General features: G+C 37.4%; 14 protein-coding genes. 9 read left to right on the top strand and 5 right to left on the bottom strand.

Going from position 1 to position 17,566, the window contains the following annotated elements; all coding sequences use genetic code 11:
- Positions 1-256 precede the first annotated feature (256 nt).
- A complete protein-coding gene (gene rpsD / locus AC2VNP_RS20940) occupies positions 257-859 on the bottom strand; it encodes a 30S ribosomal protein S4 (RefSeq protein ID WP_486919233.1) in 603 nt (200 codons plus the stop codon).
- A 440-nt stretch (positions 860-1,299) separates the two neighbouring features.
- On the opposite strand from rpsD, the gene AC2VNP_RS20945 reads away from it, so the two are divergent.
- Positions 1,300-3,597, top strand: coding sequence for a sensor domain-containing diguanylate cyclase (locus tag AC2VNP_RS20945; protein ID WP_486919234.1), 2,298 nt, complete (start codon positions 1,300-1,302; stop codon positions 3,595-3,597).
- 293 nt (positions 3,598-3,890) lie between these two features.
- On the top strand, positions 3,891-4,535 hold the full coding sequence (refZ, locus tag AC2VNP_RS20950; RefSeq protein WP_486919235.1) for a forespore capture DNA-binding protein RefZ: 645 nt from the start codon (positions 3,891-3,893) through the stop codon (positions 4,533-4,535).
- Here refZ and hisJ read toward each other — a convergent pair.
- Positions 4,527-5,354 (bottom strand): histidinol-phosphatase HisJ, encoded by an 828-nt coding sequence (gene hisJ / locus AC2VNP_RS20955; RefSeq protein WP_486919236.1) that lies wholly within the window; start codon positions 5,352-5,354, stop codon positions 4,527-4,529. The genes refZ and hisJ overlap by 9 nt on opposite strands.
- A gap of 186 nt (positions 5,355-5,540) precedes the next feature.
- On the opposite strand from hisJ, the gene ezrA reads away from it, so the two are divergent.
- The gene (gene ezrA / locus AC2VNP_RS20960) at positions 5,541-7,241 is read left to right on the top strand and encodes a septation ring formation regulator EzrA (protein WP_486919237.1); all 1,701 of its coding nucleotides are present in this window, start codon (positions 5,541-5,543) and stop codon (positions 7,239-7,241) included.
- Between the two features lie 26 nt (positions 7,242-7,267).
- Complete coding sequence (locus AC2VNP_RS20965) at positions 7,268-7,561, top strand: hypothetical protein (RefSeq protein WP_486919238.1); 294 nt, start codon at positions 7,268-7,270, stop codon at positions 7,559-7,561.
- Between the two features lie 76 nt (positions 7,562-7,637).
- Here AC2VNP_RS20965 and brnQ read toward each other — a convergent pair whose 3' ends face one another.
- Positions 7,638-8,960 (bottom strand): branched-chain amino acid transport system II carrier protein, encoded by a 1,323-nt coding sequence (gene brnQ, locus AC2VNP_RS20970; RefSeq protein ID WP_486919239.1) that lies wholly within the window; start codon positions 8,958-8,960, stop codon positions 7,638-7,640.
- 713 nt (positions 8,961-9,673) lie between these two features.
- Between brnQ and AC2VNP_RS20975 the strand changes: the two genes are divergently transcribed.
- From AC2VNP_RS20975 to AC2VNP_RS20995, 5 genes are all read left to right on the top strand, one after another.
- On the top strand, positions 9,674-10,819 hold the full coding sequence (locus AC2VNP_RS20975) for a cysteine desulfurase family protein (RefSeq protein WP_486919241.1): 1,146 nt from the start codon (positions 9,674-9,676) through the stop codon (positions 10,817-10,819).
- A 4-nt stretch (positions 10,820-10,823) separates the two neighbouring features.
- On the top strand, positions 10,824-12,038 hold the full coding sequence (gene thiI / locus AC2VNP_RS20980) for a tRNA uracil 4-sulfurtransferase ThiI (protein ID WP_486919242.1): 1,215 nt from the start codon (positions 10,824-10,826) through the stop codon (positions 12,036-12,038).
- A 318-nt stretch (positions 12,039-12,356) separates the two neighbouring features.
- Positions 12,357-12,569 carry an alpha/beta-type small acid-soluble spore protein gene (locus AC2VNP_RS20985; protein ID WP_486919243.1) on the top strand — a complete coding sequence of 71 codons (213 nt, stop codon included), beginning with the start codon at positions 12,357-12,359 and terminating at the stop codon, positions 12,567-12,569.
- A gap of 143 nt (positions 12,570-12,712) precedes the next feature.
- Positions 12,713-14,299 carry an acyl-CoA synthetase MbcS gene (mbcS, locus tag AC2VNP_RS20990; protein WP_486919245.1) on the top strand — a complete coding sequence of 529 codons (1,587 nt, stop codon included), beginning with the start codon at positions 12,713-12,715 and terminating at the stop codon, positions 14,297-14,299.
- Between the two features lie 234 nt (positions 14,300-14,533).
- Entirely contained in the window at positions 14,534-16,177 is a 1,644-nt protein-coding gene (locus AC2VNP_RS20995) for an amidohydrolase (protein WP_486919246.1), read from the top strand.
- Positions 16,178-16,504: 327 nt separating this feature from the next.
- Here the strand turns inward: AC2VNP_RS20995 and AC2VNP_RS21000 are convergent, their stop codons facing one another.
- Together AC2VNP_RS21000 and AC2VNP_RS21005 are read right to left on the bottom strand one after the other, a co-directional pair.
- Positions 16,505-16,663, bottom strand: coding sequence for a hypothetical protein (locus tag AC2VNP_RS21000; protein WP_486919247.1), 159 nt, complete (start codon positions 16,661-16,663; stop codon positions 16,505-16,507).
- Between the two features lie 14 nt (positions 16,664-16,677).
- Entirely contained in the window at positions 16,678-17,475 is a 798-nt protein-coding gene (locus AC2VNP_RS21005) for an NAD kinase (RefSeq protein WP_486919248.1), read from the bottom strand.
- Positions 17,476-17,566: the final 91 nt, after the last annotated feature.

A 17,566-nucleotide genomic window follows, 5' to 3' on the forward strand; every position in this document is an offset into this window, starting at 1 on the left:
CAAACAAAGCGTTGGACTTAAATGAAACCGCCGTATACGGAACCGTACGTACGGTGGTGTGAGAGGTCGGGGGTTAGTCACCCCCTCCTACTCGATTTTTAGAAAAGTTGTGTAAGGGGATTTGTTAACTAGTTGTCAATAATCGAGATAATGGAAAAGTCGAAAGCAAATAAAGAAAAATTAAATTAGCACAACTTAATTACAAGAGAGGGTAAAAAAAGAACGATTGGAATAAATCCAATCGTTCTTCTTGTTATTAACGAGAGTAGAACTCTACGATTAGCGCTTCTGTAATTTCAGCAGGAAGCTCAGAACGTTCTGGTAAACGAGTGAAAGTTCCTTCTAACTTTTCAGCGTCGAAAGAGATATATCCAGGAACGAAGTTGTTCACTTCAATAGCTTCTTTAACAGCTGATAAGTTTTGAGATTTTTCACGAAGAGAAATCGTTTGACCAGGCTTTACGCGGTATGAAGGAATATCAACACGTCCTCCATCAACCATTACGTGACCGTGGTTTACTAGCTGACGAGCTGCACGACGAGTACGAGCAAGACCCATGCGGTAAACTAAGTTATCAAGGCGAGACTCAAGTAAGATCATGAAGTTTTCACCGTGGATACCAGGCATTTTACCAGCATCGTCGAAAATACGACGGAATTGACGCTCATTTACTCCGAACATGTGACGAAGCTTTTGCTTTTCTTGTAGTTGTAAACCGTACTCTGAGATTTTCTTACGTTGGTTAGGACCGTGTTGTCCTGGTGCGTAAGGACGTTTTTCTAATTCTTTACCAGTACCGCTTAATGAGATACCTAAACGACGAGATAATTTCCAAGATGGACCTGTATAACGAGCCATGAATGACTCCTCCTTTGTTATTTTGTTTGAGCAAAACAACAACAGTTATGGCAATCTCCTGAAATGGTCATTTTGCTTTCATGCACCTTCGCTTCGACAGCGTGAAGTTACGCGATGCACCTCAACACATTCAGCAGCCGCTGAATTGAGGAACAAAATGAGAGGGTCCAAATCAAGTTTACCTTGGCTGTCTTATTTCACACAAATGCTATTATATTACTTTACAATACCGATGTCAACAATAGCCCTTTACAGTGCACGATAACTATCTAATTAAAAGAAAATAGTCCTTACATATATTTATAGTAATACAATAATAAATCAGGTATAATGAAACAAAGAATTATTATTGTTGGAAAAAAAATCAATAAATATAGTTTTATTTTCCTATTATCAAAGTATCGAAAGCTGTCTCAAGTATGTAACGGTGGTGCTAGAACATGAATCAACTTAATGCTAACGAAGTTAATTCAATAGATGTGTCTAAACTTTTACAGTTGTCAGTCACAGACAGTGTTTCGTTTGATAAATGCTTTCGATCTGCTGTCTTATTTGTTGCTGATCAAGAAGGGAAGATAGTTACCATCAGAGAAATTGGTGGACTAAACACCAAAATGATTGAAGTATTGTACCAATTAAAAGATAGTATGCTAGAGAAAGAATATCCATTTGATCTAAATGGATGCTTTGCGGATATAATTAGCATTTCATTACCAGAGAAGGCTTGGGACGGTTACCTTGGAATGATTGCAAGTAGTAGCGAAACGGAAAAAGACATCTCGATAAAAAGTTTCCTAGAAGGACTTCGTAACGCTCTTCATTTGTCTTATTATTTACAGAACTATCGTCATGAAAAGACTGAAAAGGGTATGGAGGAAGCTGCAAATTCACTGCAAACAATCCTAAAAGAGTCGAACTACGATATAAACATGACGACCATTGCTAACCCAATATTAGAGTTAATTCAAACATCATTTGATCCATTCGTAAAGGATATACTTCTCTTTGAAAGGGTAGATGATGAACTGCTGAGTTTAGTTGTTTCAACTACAAACCTAATAGAGGCAAGCCCTAATCAATGCTATTTACACAGAAACTCCATTCAAAAAGAATGGGGTATATACACACATTCAGAAATAACTGAAAATATGTGGATGTCCTGTGATTTTCAGTACGACAAAGCACTAATTGTTCCTACTTGTACTGAAACAGTCAACCCGTTAACTGTTCTTGTTATCCTGTTGAAAGACGAACAAGTAGATGAGAATAACTATGAAGAGTTTAAGTGCTTTCTTCAAGAAGTAAAACCAATCTTATTACAAGCACATAAAAATGATAGAGCAAGTGTCGAACTAAAGAGGAAGGCACTCTTGCTTCAAGTTACAAAAAAATTTCACTCATCCATGGACGTAGGAGAAGTATTAGGTGAAATGATTTATGCGGTGGGGGAAATGTATCCATCGTTTACAGTGAACTTATTATTATCTAGGGACTGGAAAGTAAGTGAAAACCTGCCTGTGAAGCAGTTTAATTATGGCATTGAATCATACGGTGTAGGGGAAACTGCATTTTTAACAGGAGATATTCAAATTGAAGACGTAAAAAAAGATCAATGTTCCAGACTTTATGCACCATTACGAGGAAAACAGGGCGTATACGGTGTGATGCAAATACAAACGACCAATTCAATGGTATTTCCTAAACATGAAATAGAATTTATTGAAACGTTAGCTGATATCGGTGGGAATGCATTAGAAAATGCCGAGCTCTATCAGCAGTCACAACAACTAATCAATGACTTACAATTAATCAATCAAACGTCACATCAACTAAATTCAAATTTGCGATTATCAGATACAATCCGCTTTATGACAGATCAAATCCTTCGATCATTTAGTGCTGAACAAGTCGGCTATATTATGTTTACCAGCGGTGAATTAAATGTTTTAGAAGGAAGTACTGAATATTACTTCACAGATAATGCTCAAGCTCCTTTAGCAACTTTAAGTCAAAAAATTAAAGTTGAGAAAGAATCGTTATTTGTAGGAGATGCAAAAGCCGATGGTATTTATGAAATAGATCCCTATCAGTCCCTGTTAGCTGTTCCGATGATACAAAGTGGCGAGTTAAAAGGAATGGTCGTCGTTCTTCATAAAAACCCGTATCACTTCACGTTTGAAAACTTCAAGTTGTTACAATCACTCATTCATCATTCGACGTTAGCCTTTACGAATTCAATTTTACACGAAGAAATGGAACGTCTTGTTATTACTGATCATTTAACTCGGTTGTATTCACGTAATTATCTTGATCAAAAAATACAAGAATCGATGTTTAGTGATGCATACGGATGCTTTATATTAATCGATATTGATAACTTTAAAATGATTAATGACACGTACGGTCATCAAGTCGGCGATGATATCATAATTCAAGTAGCGAATGTAATGAAGAAGAATATTCGCGATAACGATATTGCAGCGAGATGGGGTGGGGAAGAGCTGGCTATTTATCTGCCGAAAGTTCAGTTGCAAACAGGTAAAAAGATAGCGGAACGAATAGTGAAAAATGTTGCTATTGAAACGAGCCCTAGAGTTACAATCTCATGCGGGGTATCCTATTGGGCTCAAACGGAGGAGAAAAAATCACTTAAACTACTATTTAACATGGCAGATGAATGTTTATATATCGCTAAAAAGTCAGGGAAAAACCAAGTCATTGACCAAACCCATCTTTAAAAATTAGGAGAGGCTAACGCAAAGTTAGTCTCTTTTTGAATCTGTCGGGTTTCCTAACTCTAGATGTAATGAACGGGAGCTTTAGTGTTGATACGACTTAATTATCTCAAAAGGAACGTTCTCTAGTATAATTCGACGGTTTGTATAACATGTCTCGATTCTTTAACTCGGAAATCATGTCATTATAGGAAATCATGTAGAAACATTCTTCTGGTTTGTCGAGAGGTTTACGAAGGGCATGCTAAAAGGACCAAGAAATATATTAGTACATAGTTTTTAAGGGGGAACGGGCAATGATAAGCGAAAAGGAAAGTACGAAGCTAAAGATTATGGATGCGGCGATTTCTTTATTTAATGTACAAGGATTTAGTGGTACATCGGTTCGAATGATTGCTGAGCGTGCTAACGTTAATGTTGCGTTGATTTCATATTACTTTGGAAACAAAAAGGGTTTACTAGAAGAATTAATGGCTACTTTTTTCGAAGGGTTTATTGGAGCATTAGATGAGGGCGTTCAATATTTGAACAAAAGGCCATCAAGAGATTGTTTGTTAATTGCATTAGAAAATGTACTTGTATATCAACAAGAAAACCATCATTTAGCTCGTTTCGTGCATCGTGAAATTACGTTAGATACAATGCTCGTGCGTGAAGTAATGAGTACGTATTTGATGAAAGAAAAACATATGTACTACCAAATGATTAAGAATGGTATGGATCGCCAAGAGTTCAAACGGCAACCGATCGATTTTATTATTATCCAACTAAGAGGAATGCTGATCATGCCGTTTTTACATCCGCAATACATTCGTGAAGTTCATCATTTAATTCCGCACGAGCGCTACTTTTTAAAACATTATATTAGTTATTTATCGATGTGGATGGATAGCTACTTAAGCCAAGAACCAAATCTTTTTGTAACAAAAGCTTCAGGATAAGCGCTCAGGAACACTAAATGTTGCGCCTGTATAAAGTTTTTCAATCCCTTGTGATAACCCCTTAACACTGTGAGCATCAGAGCCATAGATAAGGGGTATTTTTCTTTCTAATGCGCCTTTTATAACACTTTCAGGAGGGTACGGTTCACCACATAATGGTTTTACAACACCGGCACCATTATAATCTAATGCCAAACCTTTTTCTTTTATAGAGTCTAACAATTGATGAAAGGCAGCATCATACTTTTTTGTCGGCGAAAATCTTTGATGAAACTTTCTAACTAGAGAAATGTGGCCAATTCTTTTTGGTTTATATGCTCCTAAATTCGCATCAATTGATTTTTGTACTGTTGTAAAGTACGTGTCATATATGGCTTCAATAGATCCAAACACACCAATCATCGTTTCAAACATTTCAGGGCTATAGTCTAGGCAAAAGTAACTGTTATTATGTTTTAAAAAATGGACAGATAAAATAGCGTCGTCTAAATAGGGTCCTGTTTCATCTAATATCTTTCGAGTTTGATCTTCATACCCCTCAATAAAATCCACTTCGAGCCCTAACAATATCGTTAATTTTCCTTTGTACTTTTCTTTTAATTGTTGAATTTCATCAATGTAGGGAGTGAGATTTTCCCAAGTCATAGCACTATCTTTTTCAGGTACTGGATCTGCAAAATCTAGTGGTAGTGGAGCGTGCTCTGTAAAAGTAATTCCTTTTATATTAAGCTCTATTGCTTTTTTAATATAAGATTCTAAACGATCCTTAGAACCGTGGGGGCAAAAAGGTGTATGAACGTGTCCATCGTGTATTATCATGAAAAACACTCCTTTTCTTTAATTTTTCCTAAAAAAGTCAACCCAAATCCTTTGTTACATGGTATCATAATATGTATCAGAATCTATCAGAAAACATAAAAATCTGTAGAAATATACAATACTTTTAAATACGGATAATAAATACATAGGATATACGACTTGTTAGGACGGAAGGGAGACCCTCAAATGGTTTATTTATATATAACAATTGCTGTTGTCATACTGTTTTTTGGATACGGAGCTTGGACGAGGAAAAGTATATACAAACAGGTGGACCAATTAGAAGAGTGGAAAATGGATATAATGAATAGGCCAATTACTGATGAAATTGCGAAGGTTAAAGGGCTGACAATGTCTGGAGAAACAGAGGAAAAGTTTGAAACATGGCGTAAAGACTGGGATGGCGTAGTCGATGTTGTCCTTCCTGATATAGAAGAAGATCTGTTTGATGTTGAAGAATTAGCGAACAAGTACCGTTTTAAAAAGGCTAAAGAAAAGAATAAAGTTATTGAAGAACGTTTAATGGAAGTCGAAGACCAATTGAAAGAAATGCTAGACGATATCGATGTATTAGTAAAAAGTGCAGAACAAAATCGTACGGAAATTGGTGACATAAAAAAGCTATATCAAGATTTAAAAAAGCACTTTTCAACACATCGTTCTTCATTCGGAAAAGCTACTGAATTAGTTGAAAAACGAATTGAGGGCATTTACGAAAAGTTTTCTTTATTTGATGAAGCAACCAAATCAGGGAACTATATTCAAGCACGCGAAGTACTTGTTTTAATAAACGAAGAAATTGAAACGGAATCCTCAGTAATGGAAACTATCCCTAAGTATCTCGTTCAGTTACAGACGAATATTCCAAGTGAATTGAAAAATTTGTACTTTGGACTGAAAGATATGGAAGAAGCTGGATTTAATCTAGAACACTTTAGTTTTGAAAAAGATATTGAGATGATTAAAGACACGAGTACAGCATTAATTTCTTCTGTTCATAAATTAGAGTTAGAAGAGATGGAAGAAAAAATAGCTCAATTAAATGAAAAAGTCGATACGATTTACGAAGCACTAGAAACCGAAGCGGTATGCAAGCAGAAAGTTCAAACGTATTTGGATCAAATCGCTGATAAGTTTATTCAAACCGATGAAAAAATAGAAGAATTAAATGAAGATGCACAATTAGTACAACAGAGCTATCGTGTCGCTGAAGAAGATTTAAAAAACCACCAAAAAATTAATAAACAATTAAAAGAGTTGACTACTCAGTTGAGTGTAATAGAGGATGCAGCGATTAACAATACGCAATCTTTTACGACATTGCAAAAAATGGTAGAGGACTTCAATAGTAATTATGAAAACTTAGAAGCAGCTCTTGAGGCATCTCGGCTTGCATTAGATACTCTTCGTAAAGATGAACTGAAAGCAAAAGAAACCTTAAAAGAGTTGAAGTTTAAATTGTTAGAAGGTAAGCGAATTGTTCAAAAGAGCAATATCCCCGGTTTACCGTCTTATATCAATAGTGAATTGGCAGAAGGGGAAGAAAAACTTTTAACCTCTATCCAAAAGTTAGAAGAAATACCATTGGATATGACTGGTGTTATTCATATTGTCGAACAAGCTGCAATTGCAGTTAATAATGTCTATACCCTGATTGAGGAAACCGTAGAAAAATCTCAGTTAGCTGAACGATTAATACAATATGGAAACCGCTATCGCAGAAAGTCAGAGGAGACGAGTATACAACTTAGTGAAGCTGAAATGGCTTTTCGAAGTTTTTATTATGACGATGCAATTGAACTTGCCTCAACTGCAATTCAAAAGTATGAACCTAACATACTTGAAAAGCTTTCTGAAAAAGAAGAAAAGAATACGGTGTCTGTATAATAATTAATAGAATAAGGAGGGTTAATATGAAAAAGTACATACTACTCACAGTAGCTTCGTTATTATGTATTGTGGTTTGGACGACTGTCGTATTTACTCTCCTTCATTCACCTCTAGCATCAGAAGAGTTAAACGAAGAAGATCATCAAATTGTAGAGTATAAACCACTGTTAGCTGATGAGGAGGGAGAACAACCTCAAATTAGTGTCAGTATCACGGATCTACAAAAAGAAAATGGAATTACTTTGCAAAAGGCAAAAGAATTAGCCCCGCACCTAGTGATATCTGTAGATGAGTTACTTGAAATAATAAATGAATAAGAGGCTGACATTTAAAATAAAATGTCAGCCTCTTATTTTTGTCCCTCATATAGCAAGCAGTATGATAGCTAGAACTTTAATTTGTAGGATTCCTTTTCGTGCTACCGTATATATACCCGATAATTCCACCGATGATTGCAGGAAGCAACCAACCTACCCCTTCTGCGAACAACGGGATGTGACTGTATACGGAATTGATAAAACCTAACTGTAGTGATGTTGCATTTAATCCATCCACGATACTAATAACTCCTGCACCAATTAAGGAACCGCCGTAAACCTGAGGCATTCCTTTAAATGCTTTGTGTAAAAATGATAGAACAATTAAAACAATCGCAATTGGATAAATCGCAATTAATACCGGTAAAGAGAATGAAATTAGTTGGGCTAACCCCATGTTCGCCATAGTTAAACTAAAAACAGAAAGAATGGCAACAATCATAGGATAAGACAATCTCGGCATCAATTTAACGAAATATTCACCACAAGCGGATACCAATCCAACAGACGTTGTTAAACAAGCAACTGTAATGACTACTGCTAATAACACAGTTCCAAGAACTCCAAACAGTTCATTTGCGGTTCCAGAAAGTATAGCTCCACCATTGTCTAACATGCCAAGAGTAGAGACGCTGGTTGCACCCAGGTACGCTAGAGCTAAATAGACTAAGGCTAATCCTGTTCCTGCAATTAAACTGGCTTTGACCGTTATAGAAGTAATCACATTTTTATCAGTAACTCCACGCTCGGTAATCCGTGATACAATAACAATTCCAAATACGAGAGCTGCAATTGTATCCATGGTTAAATAACCATCAAGAAAACCTTTAAAAAATGGAGCGGCTTCATACTCTTGTGCCACACCTTCAATCGATCCAAGTGGAGTGATAATACCTTTTACTGCAAGTACTGTAATAATTAATAATAAGATAGGCGTTAAAAGTTTTCCTACTCGATCAACCAGTTTTGTTGGGTTGAGCGCTAACCAAAACGTAAGTCCGAAAAAGATAACTGTGTATAAAAATAAGGGCATACTAGAAGTTAATACCGATGGGCTTAAGAATGGAACTGCCCCAATTTCATAAGCTACCGTACCTGTTCTAGGAATGCCGAAAAAAGGTCCAATTGCTAAATACATCGTCAATGTAAAAATCACGCCAAAGATCGGATGAACGCGATTTGAAAGAGATTGTAAATTTCCTCCTGCTCGAGCTATCGCAATAATGGCAAGTAGTGGCAACCCGACTCCCGTAATTAAAAATCCTAGTGTACTTACCCACACATTTTCTCCCGCTGCTTGACCCATAGCTGGTGGGAAGATTAAATTTCCGGCACCTAAAAATAACGCAAACGTCATTAAGCCTATGGCGACCGTTTCTTTTGTTGAGAGTGTATTCATATCGTTAACCTCCGGTGAAAACGTTTTCTTTATATCTGTAACCCATACTATCATAATTTTTTAAAAATTATATCAGCATAAAACAAGATCTAAAATTAAAATTATTCTCTAATTTCAAAAAAGTATTGCAATGCTCGTATTAATATATATCAAGTAAAAGAACTGTCCAAAACCAGGACACTTATTGTTGGCCCTCCAGCGCATGTCGCCGATAAGCAGGCGCCTTTCGCTTTTCTTATTGTCTAGCTGCAGGCGCCATCGGCTCGAGGTCGCTTCGGTCCATCAATTGTGTCCAAAACCAAGACACAAGTTGTTGGCGCTCCAGCGCTTGTCGCCAATAAGCAGGCGCCTTTCGCTTTTCTTATTGTCTAGCTGCAGCATCCAGCGGCTGGTGTACTTCGCTCCCCTCCTTACGATAAGTCAACATCGGCTCGTTAGCACTTGCCGAGTATCTTTCATCTCATACGGGGTGCTCCAGTCCATACGCCGCTAAACGGACGCTTCCGCTTTTCTTATTGTCTAGCTGCAGGCGCCATCGGCTCTAGGTCGTTTCGGTCCATCAATTGTGTCCAAAACCAAGACACAAGTTGCTGGCCCTCCAGCGCTTGTCGCCAATAAGCAGGCGCCTTTCGCTTTTCTTATTACCATTCTGCTTTTTTATGTGTTATGATAATTAGTTGTAAAATGAAGTCGTTTAGAAGGGGTAATTGTGTATGATTTATTTAGACAACAGTGCTACAACAAAACCCTATAAAGAAGTTCTTGAGACGTATTTGACTGTTTCTGAGCAATATTTTGGTAATCCGTCTTCTCTTCATACACTAGGATTAGAAGCGGAGAAAGTGTTAACACGTTCTCGAGAGGTAATAGCCAAATTGTTAGGTGTCAAAGCTAAAGAAGTTATTTTTACTTCTGGGGGAACAGAAGGAAATAATTTAGCTATAAAAGGAGTCTCTTTAGAGCATCAATCTAGGGGGAAACATATCATTACATCGGTAATAGAGCACGCATCAACATATGAAACCTTTGCCGAATTAGAAAATAAAGGCTTTGATGTGACGTATTTACCGGTCAATCAATCAGGACACGTTTCGCTTGACGATCTCAAACAAGCTATTCGTTCAGATACGATTTTAGTATCCCTTATCCATGTCAACAATGAAACAGGGGCTGTCCAGCCCATTCAAGAAATTGGAGAAGTACTTAAAGATTATCCAAAAGTATTTTTTCATGTGGATCATGTACAAGGAGTAACAAAAGTTCCAGTTCATTTTAAAGCAAATCATATCGATCTTTGTACGATATCGGGTCATAAATTTCATGGGGTAAAAGGAACTGGTGCATTATATGTAAGAGAGGGAATTACTCTAAGTCCAATGTTGCATGGTGGTGTTCAAGAAGCGAGGTTGAGAGCTGGAACAGAAAATGTACCTGGTATTGCGGCTTTAGCAAAAGCTCTTCGAATGACGATTGAAAAGGCAGAAGAAAGAAAATTAAACCTGATGCAACTACAACAAAAAGCGATTGCCGGATTAAAAGAAATCAATGGTATAGTCCTTAATAGTGGATCTGGTGATGGTCATGCGCCGCATATTGTAAATTTCTCGATTCCCGGTGCAAAACCTGAAGTGGTCATTCAAGCGTTATCGCATCAACAAATATATGTTTCAACTAAATCCGCATGCTCGTCGAAATTATCTTCACCAAGTCGAATTTTATTAGAAATGGGCTTAGGTCAAAAGCGAGCTGAGAGTGCGATTCGCATAAGTTTTTCTTATGAAACGAAAGATCAAGAAGTTGAAGCATTTATTCAAGTGATGAAAAAGGAAGTCCCAAAATTATTACAAGTGATGAGGTAGAAAAATGAAATATGATCATATATTAGTTCGTGTCGGTGAACTGGCATTAAAAGGAAAAAACCGTTCAGTATTTGAAAAAGCACTGGCAAGTAATATTAATGTTGTTTTAAAGGGCTATGATATAAAAGTGCATAGAATGTTTGGAAGAATTATGATTGAATTACATGATGCACGCGAAGAAGAAATTATTGAGAAATTAAAAGATGTATTTGGTATTCATTCATTTAGCTTAGCTTTAAAAGTTGAAAACGAATTAGAAGCGATCCAAAAAGGTGCACTTGCCGCGCTTATGGATAGTAGAAATCAACCCGTTCGTACTTTTAAAGTAACAGCAAAGCGACCGAATAAAAATTTTCCAATTGGTTCACAATCATTAAATCCTTTGATCGGTGGATATGTATTACAAAATACGGACGATATAACAGTTAACGTTCATGAACCAGATGTAGAAATAAGAGTCGAAGTTCGTGAACAGGCAACTTATATTACATGTGGAAACATTCCTGGCGCTGGTGGGTTGCCGGTTGGTACAGGCGGGAAAGTAATGCTTATGTTATCTGGTGGAATTGATAGTCCGGTCGCTGGTTATTTAACAATGAAGCGCGGGGTGAAAATAAACGCTATTCATTTTCACAGCCCGCCTTATACAAATGAACGTGCAAAAGAAAAGGTAAAAGATTTGGTCAGAATTTTAACGAAATATTGTGGAACGATCCAATTGCACCTTGTTCCATTTACAGAAATGCAAACGACCATCCATGAAAAAGTACCTGGTGACTATGCGATGACGATTATGAGAAGAATGATGATGCGAATCAGTGAAAAGATTGCAAATAATCAAAAACAAGAAGCGTTGGCTATTACTACAGGGGAAAGTTTAGGACAAGTAGCGAGTCAAACACTCCATAGTATGAATGCAATAAATGAAGTTACAAATTTACCAGTCATACGTCCATTAGTTACGATGGATAAGTTAGAAGTTATTGAAATCGCCAAAAAAATTGGTACGTACGAAACGTCGATTTTACCTTTTGAAGATTGCTGTACTATCTTCTTGCCTCCTAATTCTAAGACAAGGCCTAGAAGAGAATTAGCAAATAAATTTGAAGGTAACTTTGATTTTACATCATTAGTTGATAAAGCAGTAGCTGAAACAGAAGTGATCACTATTCGTAATCAACCAACTAAAGAAGAACAAAGTGTAGATGACTTATTTTAATTTCACTATTTATCAAAAAAGGCCGCCGAATGGCGGTCTTTTTGCACATGAGGAAAGTATAAAATTTTAGCATAATGGTACTCGATGAGGGTGAAAATTTTAAAGTACAAAATATAAGGGCAACGCTGTCTAGGCCCCTAAGGCTCGCCAATCGGCGAGTTTTCTTTGCGTTTTATCGTCGTTGTAGCTTTTGGATAATACCGTCCTTTACTTAACTAAAATCAGATTGTCAAGTTAAATGTAACAATTACCAGTGAGAAATTTGCATTAAAACACCTCATCTGACACAGTCTATAGTTAACAAAGGAGGTGAGACACATGGCAAACAACAACAGCAACAACTCAAACCAATTACTAGTACCTGGAGTACAACAAGCATTAGACCAAATGAAATACGAAATCGCTTCTGAGTTCGGTGTTCAACTTGGTCCAGATGCAACTTCTCGTGCTAACGGTTCTGTCGGTGGTGAAATCACTAAACGTTTAGTACAAATGGCAGAGCAACAAATGGGTGGTTATCAACAACAATAATCTAAATTACCATTTATATCATGGCTGATGAGGGTACGGTTTATACCGTACCCTTTATTTTTTTATTTAAAAAAATATTCAAAAAAATAGTCGAATTCTGTTATAATAGAATTGTCCGATACTTTTGATGAGGGGGAAACTACATGAAACGCGAAGATTTAATTGCACCAGAGTATTACAATTTATCACAAGAAGTAGAGAAATTTGCGCAGAATGAGGACTTATTAGCAATCAAGTGGTTAAGCGAAGCAGGGGAAACTCGTAATGTTTCTTATGCAGAATTAGTAAAAAATGTAAATAAGATTGCAAACGCTTTCGTTAGCCAAGGGTTAAAACAGGGTGATCGAGTATTATTACTTCTGCCAAGATTACCAGAGGCCTATTTTACTTATCTAGCTTGTCTAAAAGCAGGCTTAGTCATTATTCCATGTTCAGAAATGCTGCGTGCGAAAGATTTAATCTACCGTATTAATCATGCGGAAGCAAAGGCAGTTATAGCATATTATCAATTCACTACTGAAGTGAATCTTATTCAAGAAGAAATGCCATCATTAACGCATAAGTTTGTCGTTGGTGCTGAAGAAGAGGGCTGGATCTCTCTTGATGCATTGGCTGCTGATTCAAGTGATGTATACGAGGGCGCTAAAACGAAACGCGATGAAATGGCATTCTTACCATATACATCAGGAACAACAGGAAACCCTAAAGCGGTTGTGCATACACACGGATGGGCATATGCGCATTTACAAACAGCATCTAAAAAATGGTTAGGTGTTCAAGAAGGAGATTCGGTTTGGGCAACTGCTGCTCCAGGATGGCAGAAATGGATTTGGAGTCCATTCTTATCGACAATTGGTATGGGAGCAACGGCTTTTGTATACCACGGTAAATTTAGTCCAAATACATTCTTACAATTACTTCAAGACCATGAAATCAACGTATTATGTTGTACACCAACTGAATACCGCTTGATGGCAAAAGTAGATAACATTGAAGAGTATTCATTACCAGCTTTACGCAGTACGGTATCAGCGGGTGAGCCATTAAACCGTCAAGTTATCGATACATTTAAGAAACACTTTAATGTAGAAGTTCGTGATGGCTATGGTCAAACTGAAAACACATTATTAGTTGGTACTTTAATGGGAATGGAAATTAAACCAGGCTCAATGGGTAAACCTACACCAGGAAACCAAGTAGAAGTTATTGATGAAGATGGAAATCCTGTAAAGCCAGGTGAAGTAGGAGACATCGCGGTTCACCGTAGTACACCTGCTTTATTCCAAGAGTATTATAAGGATCCTGAGCGTACAGCTATGGCATTCCGTGGCGATTGGTACATTACTGGTGACCAAGCGAAAAAAGATGAAGATGGTTACTTCTGGTTCGAAGGTCGTAGCGATGATATCATCATTAGTTCTGGTTATACGATTGGGCCATTTGAAGTTGAAGATGCACTTACTAAACACCCTGCTGTAAAGGAATGTGCAGTAGTAGGAAGCCCAGACGAAATTCGCGGAAGTGTAGTAAAAGCATTTATCGTCTTAAGAAATCCAGAAGATGAAAAAGATGAAAACTTAATTGCTAGCTTACAAGATCACGTTAAAACGTTAACAGCACCATATAAGTATCCAAGACGTATTGAGTTCGTTCAAGACTTACCTAAAACAACTTCAGGAAAAATTCGTCGTGTTGAGTTACGTCAACGTGAAAAGGAAATGTACGCATAAATATAGTATAAAATGAGCGAGCGCTCGTTTATTAAAAGGTAGGAGATCCGTCTCCTACCTTTTGTTTCAGGTTAAGAAAGTATAAAGCGTAGCACCAAGTTCATTTGACGTAGGGCTCGCTTTTAAGAATTATGATAAGTGCAACTACGCGTAAGGGCTTGCTAATCGGTGCGTTTTCTTTTATGTATAAGAGTATTAGTCTACCCCTTGCAATTTATGCGGAGTTTTGTGAAGATGTTGGAAGTGATGGAAACGAAACAGAAAGTGAGTGATACAATGGCGACATTATGGTTTGGCGGTACCTTCTATACGATGAATAGAGAAGGGGAAAAAGTCGAGGCAGTTGTAACGGAAAACGGGTTCATTAAAGCGCTTGGGAATGTTTCTGAATTGGAACAAACTTTTGGGAGTGGCATTACTAATAAGGTGAATATAAAAGGTGGATTTGCTTATCCAGGTTTCGTTGACAGCCATTTACATATGATTGGCCACGGTGAACGCTTAATACGTCTTGACTTATCAGAAGTCGATTCTGCAATGAGAATGAAAGAGTTATTGCTGGAAAAAGTGAGAGAAGCAGGAGAAGGGGACTGGATCATTGGGGAAGGTTGGAATGAAAATAATTTTTCTGATCGAAAAATCTTTCATTTTACTGAATTAGACGAAATCGCACCTGGTCATCCGATGTTATTGAAAAGAATTTGTCGTCATGCTTTATTAGCCAATAGTAAAGCGATGGAACTCGCTAATGTTCAAGCAGAAACCCCCGATCCACAAGGCGGTGTGATCGTTCGTGATACGGATGGTTTACCGACAGGATATTTTCTTGATGAAGCGCAAGAATTAATCAAGCAAGCTGTACCAGAAGACAGCAGGAAATATTTACATAAAGCATTAACGAAATCGGTCGATGACATGCTTCAACTTGGATTAGTTGGCGGGCATACAGAAGACTTATCTTATTACGGTTCTCCAGACCGGCCGCTTCAAGCATTTGAAGAGGTTGTCGATGGCCAGGAAAGAAAGTTTAGAGCCCATCTACTCGTCCATCATCAAGTAGCCAAAACCGTTGAACAAGAGTTTGCTAAGAAATTTTCTGAACATCCCTATATCGAATTAGGCGCTGTAAAAATTTTTGCTGACGGGGCATTAGGCGGACGGACCGCATTACTTAGCTCTCCATACAATGATGCACCTGAAACAAATGGTGTCGCGATTCATTCTGAGGAGGAGTTAGGTGAAATCATTAAGTTTGCCAGATCTATAAAAAGACCTGTTGCCATCCATACAATCGGTGATTTAGCCGTAGAGTATGCATTGAATGCTATAGAGAAATATCCGCTTATTGGTGACTTGCCAGACCGATTAATCCATGTACAAGTATTAAGACCTGAGCTAGTCGAGCGAATGCAAAAGCTACCACTTATATTAGACATTCAACCATCTTTCGTTGCTGCCGATTTTCCATGGGTAGAAGAAAGGCTTGGATATGATAGACTACCTCTAGCCTTTGCGTGGAAGGCGCTATTAAATCATGGATTCGTATGTGCGGGTGGGTCAGATGCACCAATTGAAAGTGTAAATCCATTAGTAGGAATTCATGCTGCTGTAACGAGAAGAAAACTATTTGAGGATCATGAAGGATATTTGCCAGATCAAAAGTTAACCATGTTTGAAGCGATACAGTTATATACATTAGGAAGTGCGGCTGCAATCAATAAACAAGATCGTTTTGGACTCATTAAAGAAGGATTTGCTGCTGATTTCACCATTTTAGAAAAAGATCTTTTTACGTTAAAAGGAAATGATATTATTGATGCCAATCCAATCATGACCGTCGTTGATGAGACAGTCATGTATGAACAAGGAAAAGGCTGACGCAATGTCAGCCTTAATATAAAACGAAAACAGGATGAAACTGGTTTTCTCGGGGCAGCGTCTAGAGGAATTCGAGCGTGTTGAATGTTGCTAAAAATATGTAGCAGACCGGAATCAACCATTAAAATAGTGAATGGAAATTAGCGGACTCACAGGCCTTTATTTTCTTCAGAGGGGGTTCTGTTTGAAGTTTAATGGTCTGAGAGGCCGTTATTTGCTAATTTTCATGTTGTTTCTCAGAAATTTTAAGCAAATAAGGGCTCCTGAGTCCGTTAAAAGCTAAAAAGCAGTGTTTTTGTTAAAATAAGGGCCTCTCAGTCCGCTTATTTAAACGATTTGGTGGATAGATGCTCCACTTATTCCTAAAACGGTACCTTCCGCTGTCCATCGGCTCGAGGTCGCTTCAGTCCATCCACTGTGTCCAAAGACTCGAACACTTTTGATGGACCTCCAGCTCTTGTCACTGATCAGCGGCACTTTCCGCATTCCTTTTTTATTATTTAAAGAAACTTGCGCTGTACTTTTTCCCAGAATGAATTGTTTTTTAACTTTAATACTTTAATTTGACGTGGTGATACTTTTATCTCTAATTGTTTTGCGTGACGAATGCTCATCGCTTCGTTATCTAAGCCGATAATCGGAAAGTCATTCCCATCCTGAACAATTTCAAGCTTTAACGTACGAGTATTACTCAATAAAAATGAGGTTCCGAGTGTTCGATAGTCGTTATTATTAATAGAAGCAATTTCACTTACTTGCATTGAAGGTAGACGTGGATCTACGATGGCTCCGCGAACTGACTTGTTATAAGCTGTACTACCTGTGGGAGTGGAAACGATAATTCCGTCACCACGAAATGTTTCAAAGTGCTCATTATCAATATATACTTCGATAACTAATGTTTTGATTACGTTGGAGCGAATACTGCATTCATTAATACAATAGTATGGCGTTTCTTCATCGATTTTTACTTCAATAGTTGAATATTTTCTTACTTCCACTTCTTCACTTTTCATCGAAGCCATCATTTTATCTACTTCTTGGATGGTAAAATCGGTATAAAACCCAATGTCTTCCGTGTTGACTCCAACGTATAAGCAATCATCCTTGAAATTTGTTTTTCGTAAGGCTTGCAAAAACGCATTGTCACCCCCGACAGAAACGATGATGTTGGCTTTGTCGACTTCATCAACGATTTCAAAATCGTGTTGATGAGCTAAATCTCTTAAAGAAGAGATTTTATCCTCCATTTCTGGGGTCCTTTTATAAAAGAAAAAAAGATTTTTACGATTGGGCATAATATGTAACTTCCTTTCAAAAATATACTACCTTCTTATAGTACAATATTTTTTTCATACGTAGTATTGTCATCTCTTTTAATGTACATTC

The organism is Alkalihalobacterium sp. TH-98, assembly GCF_057473385.1.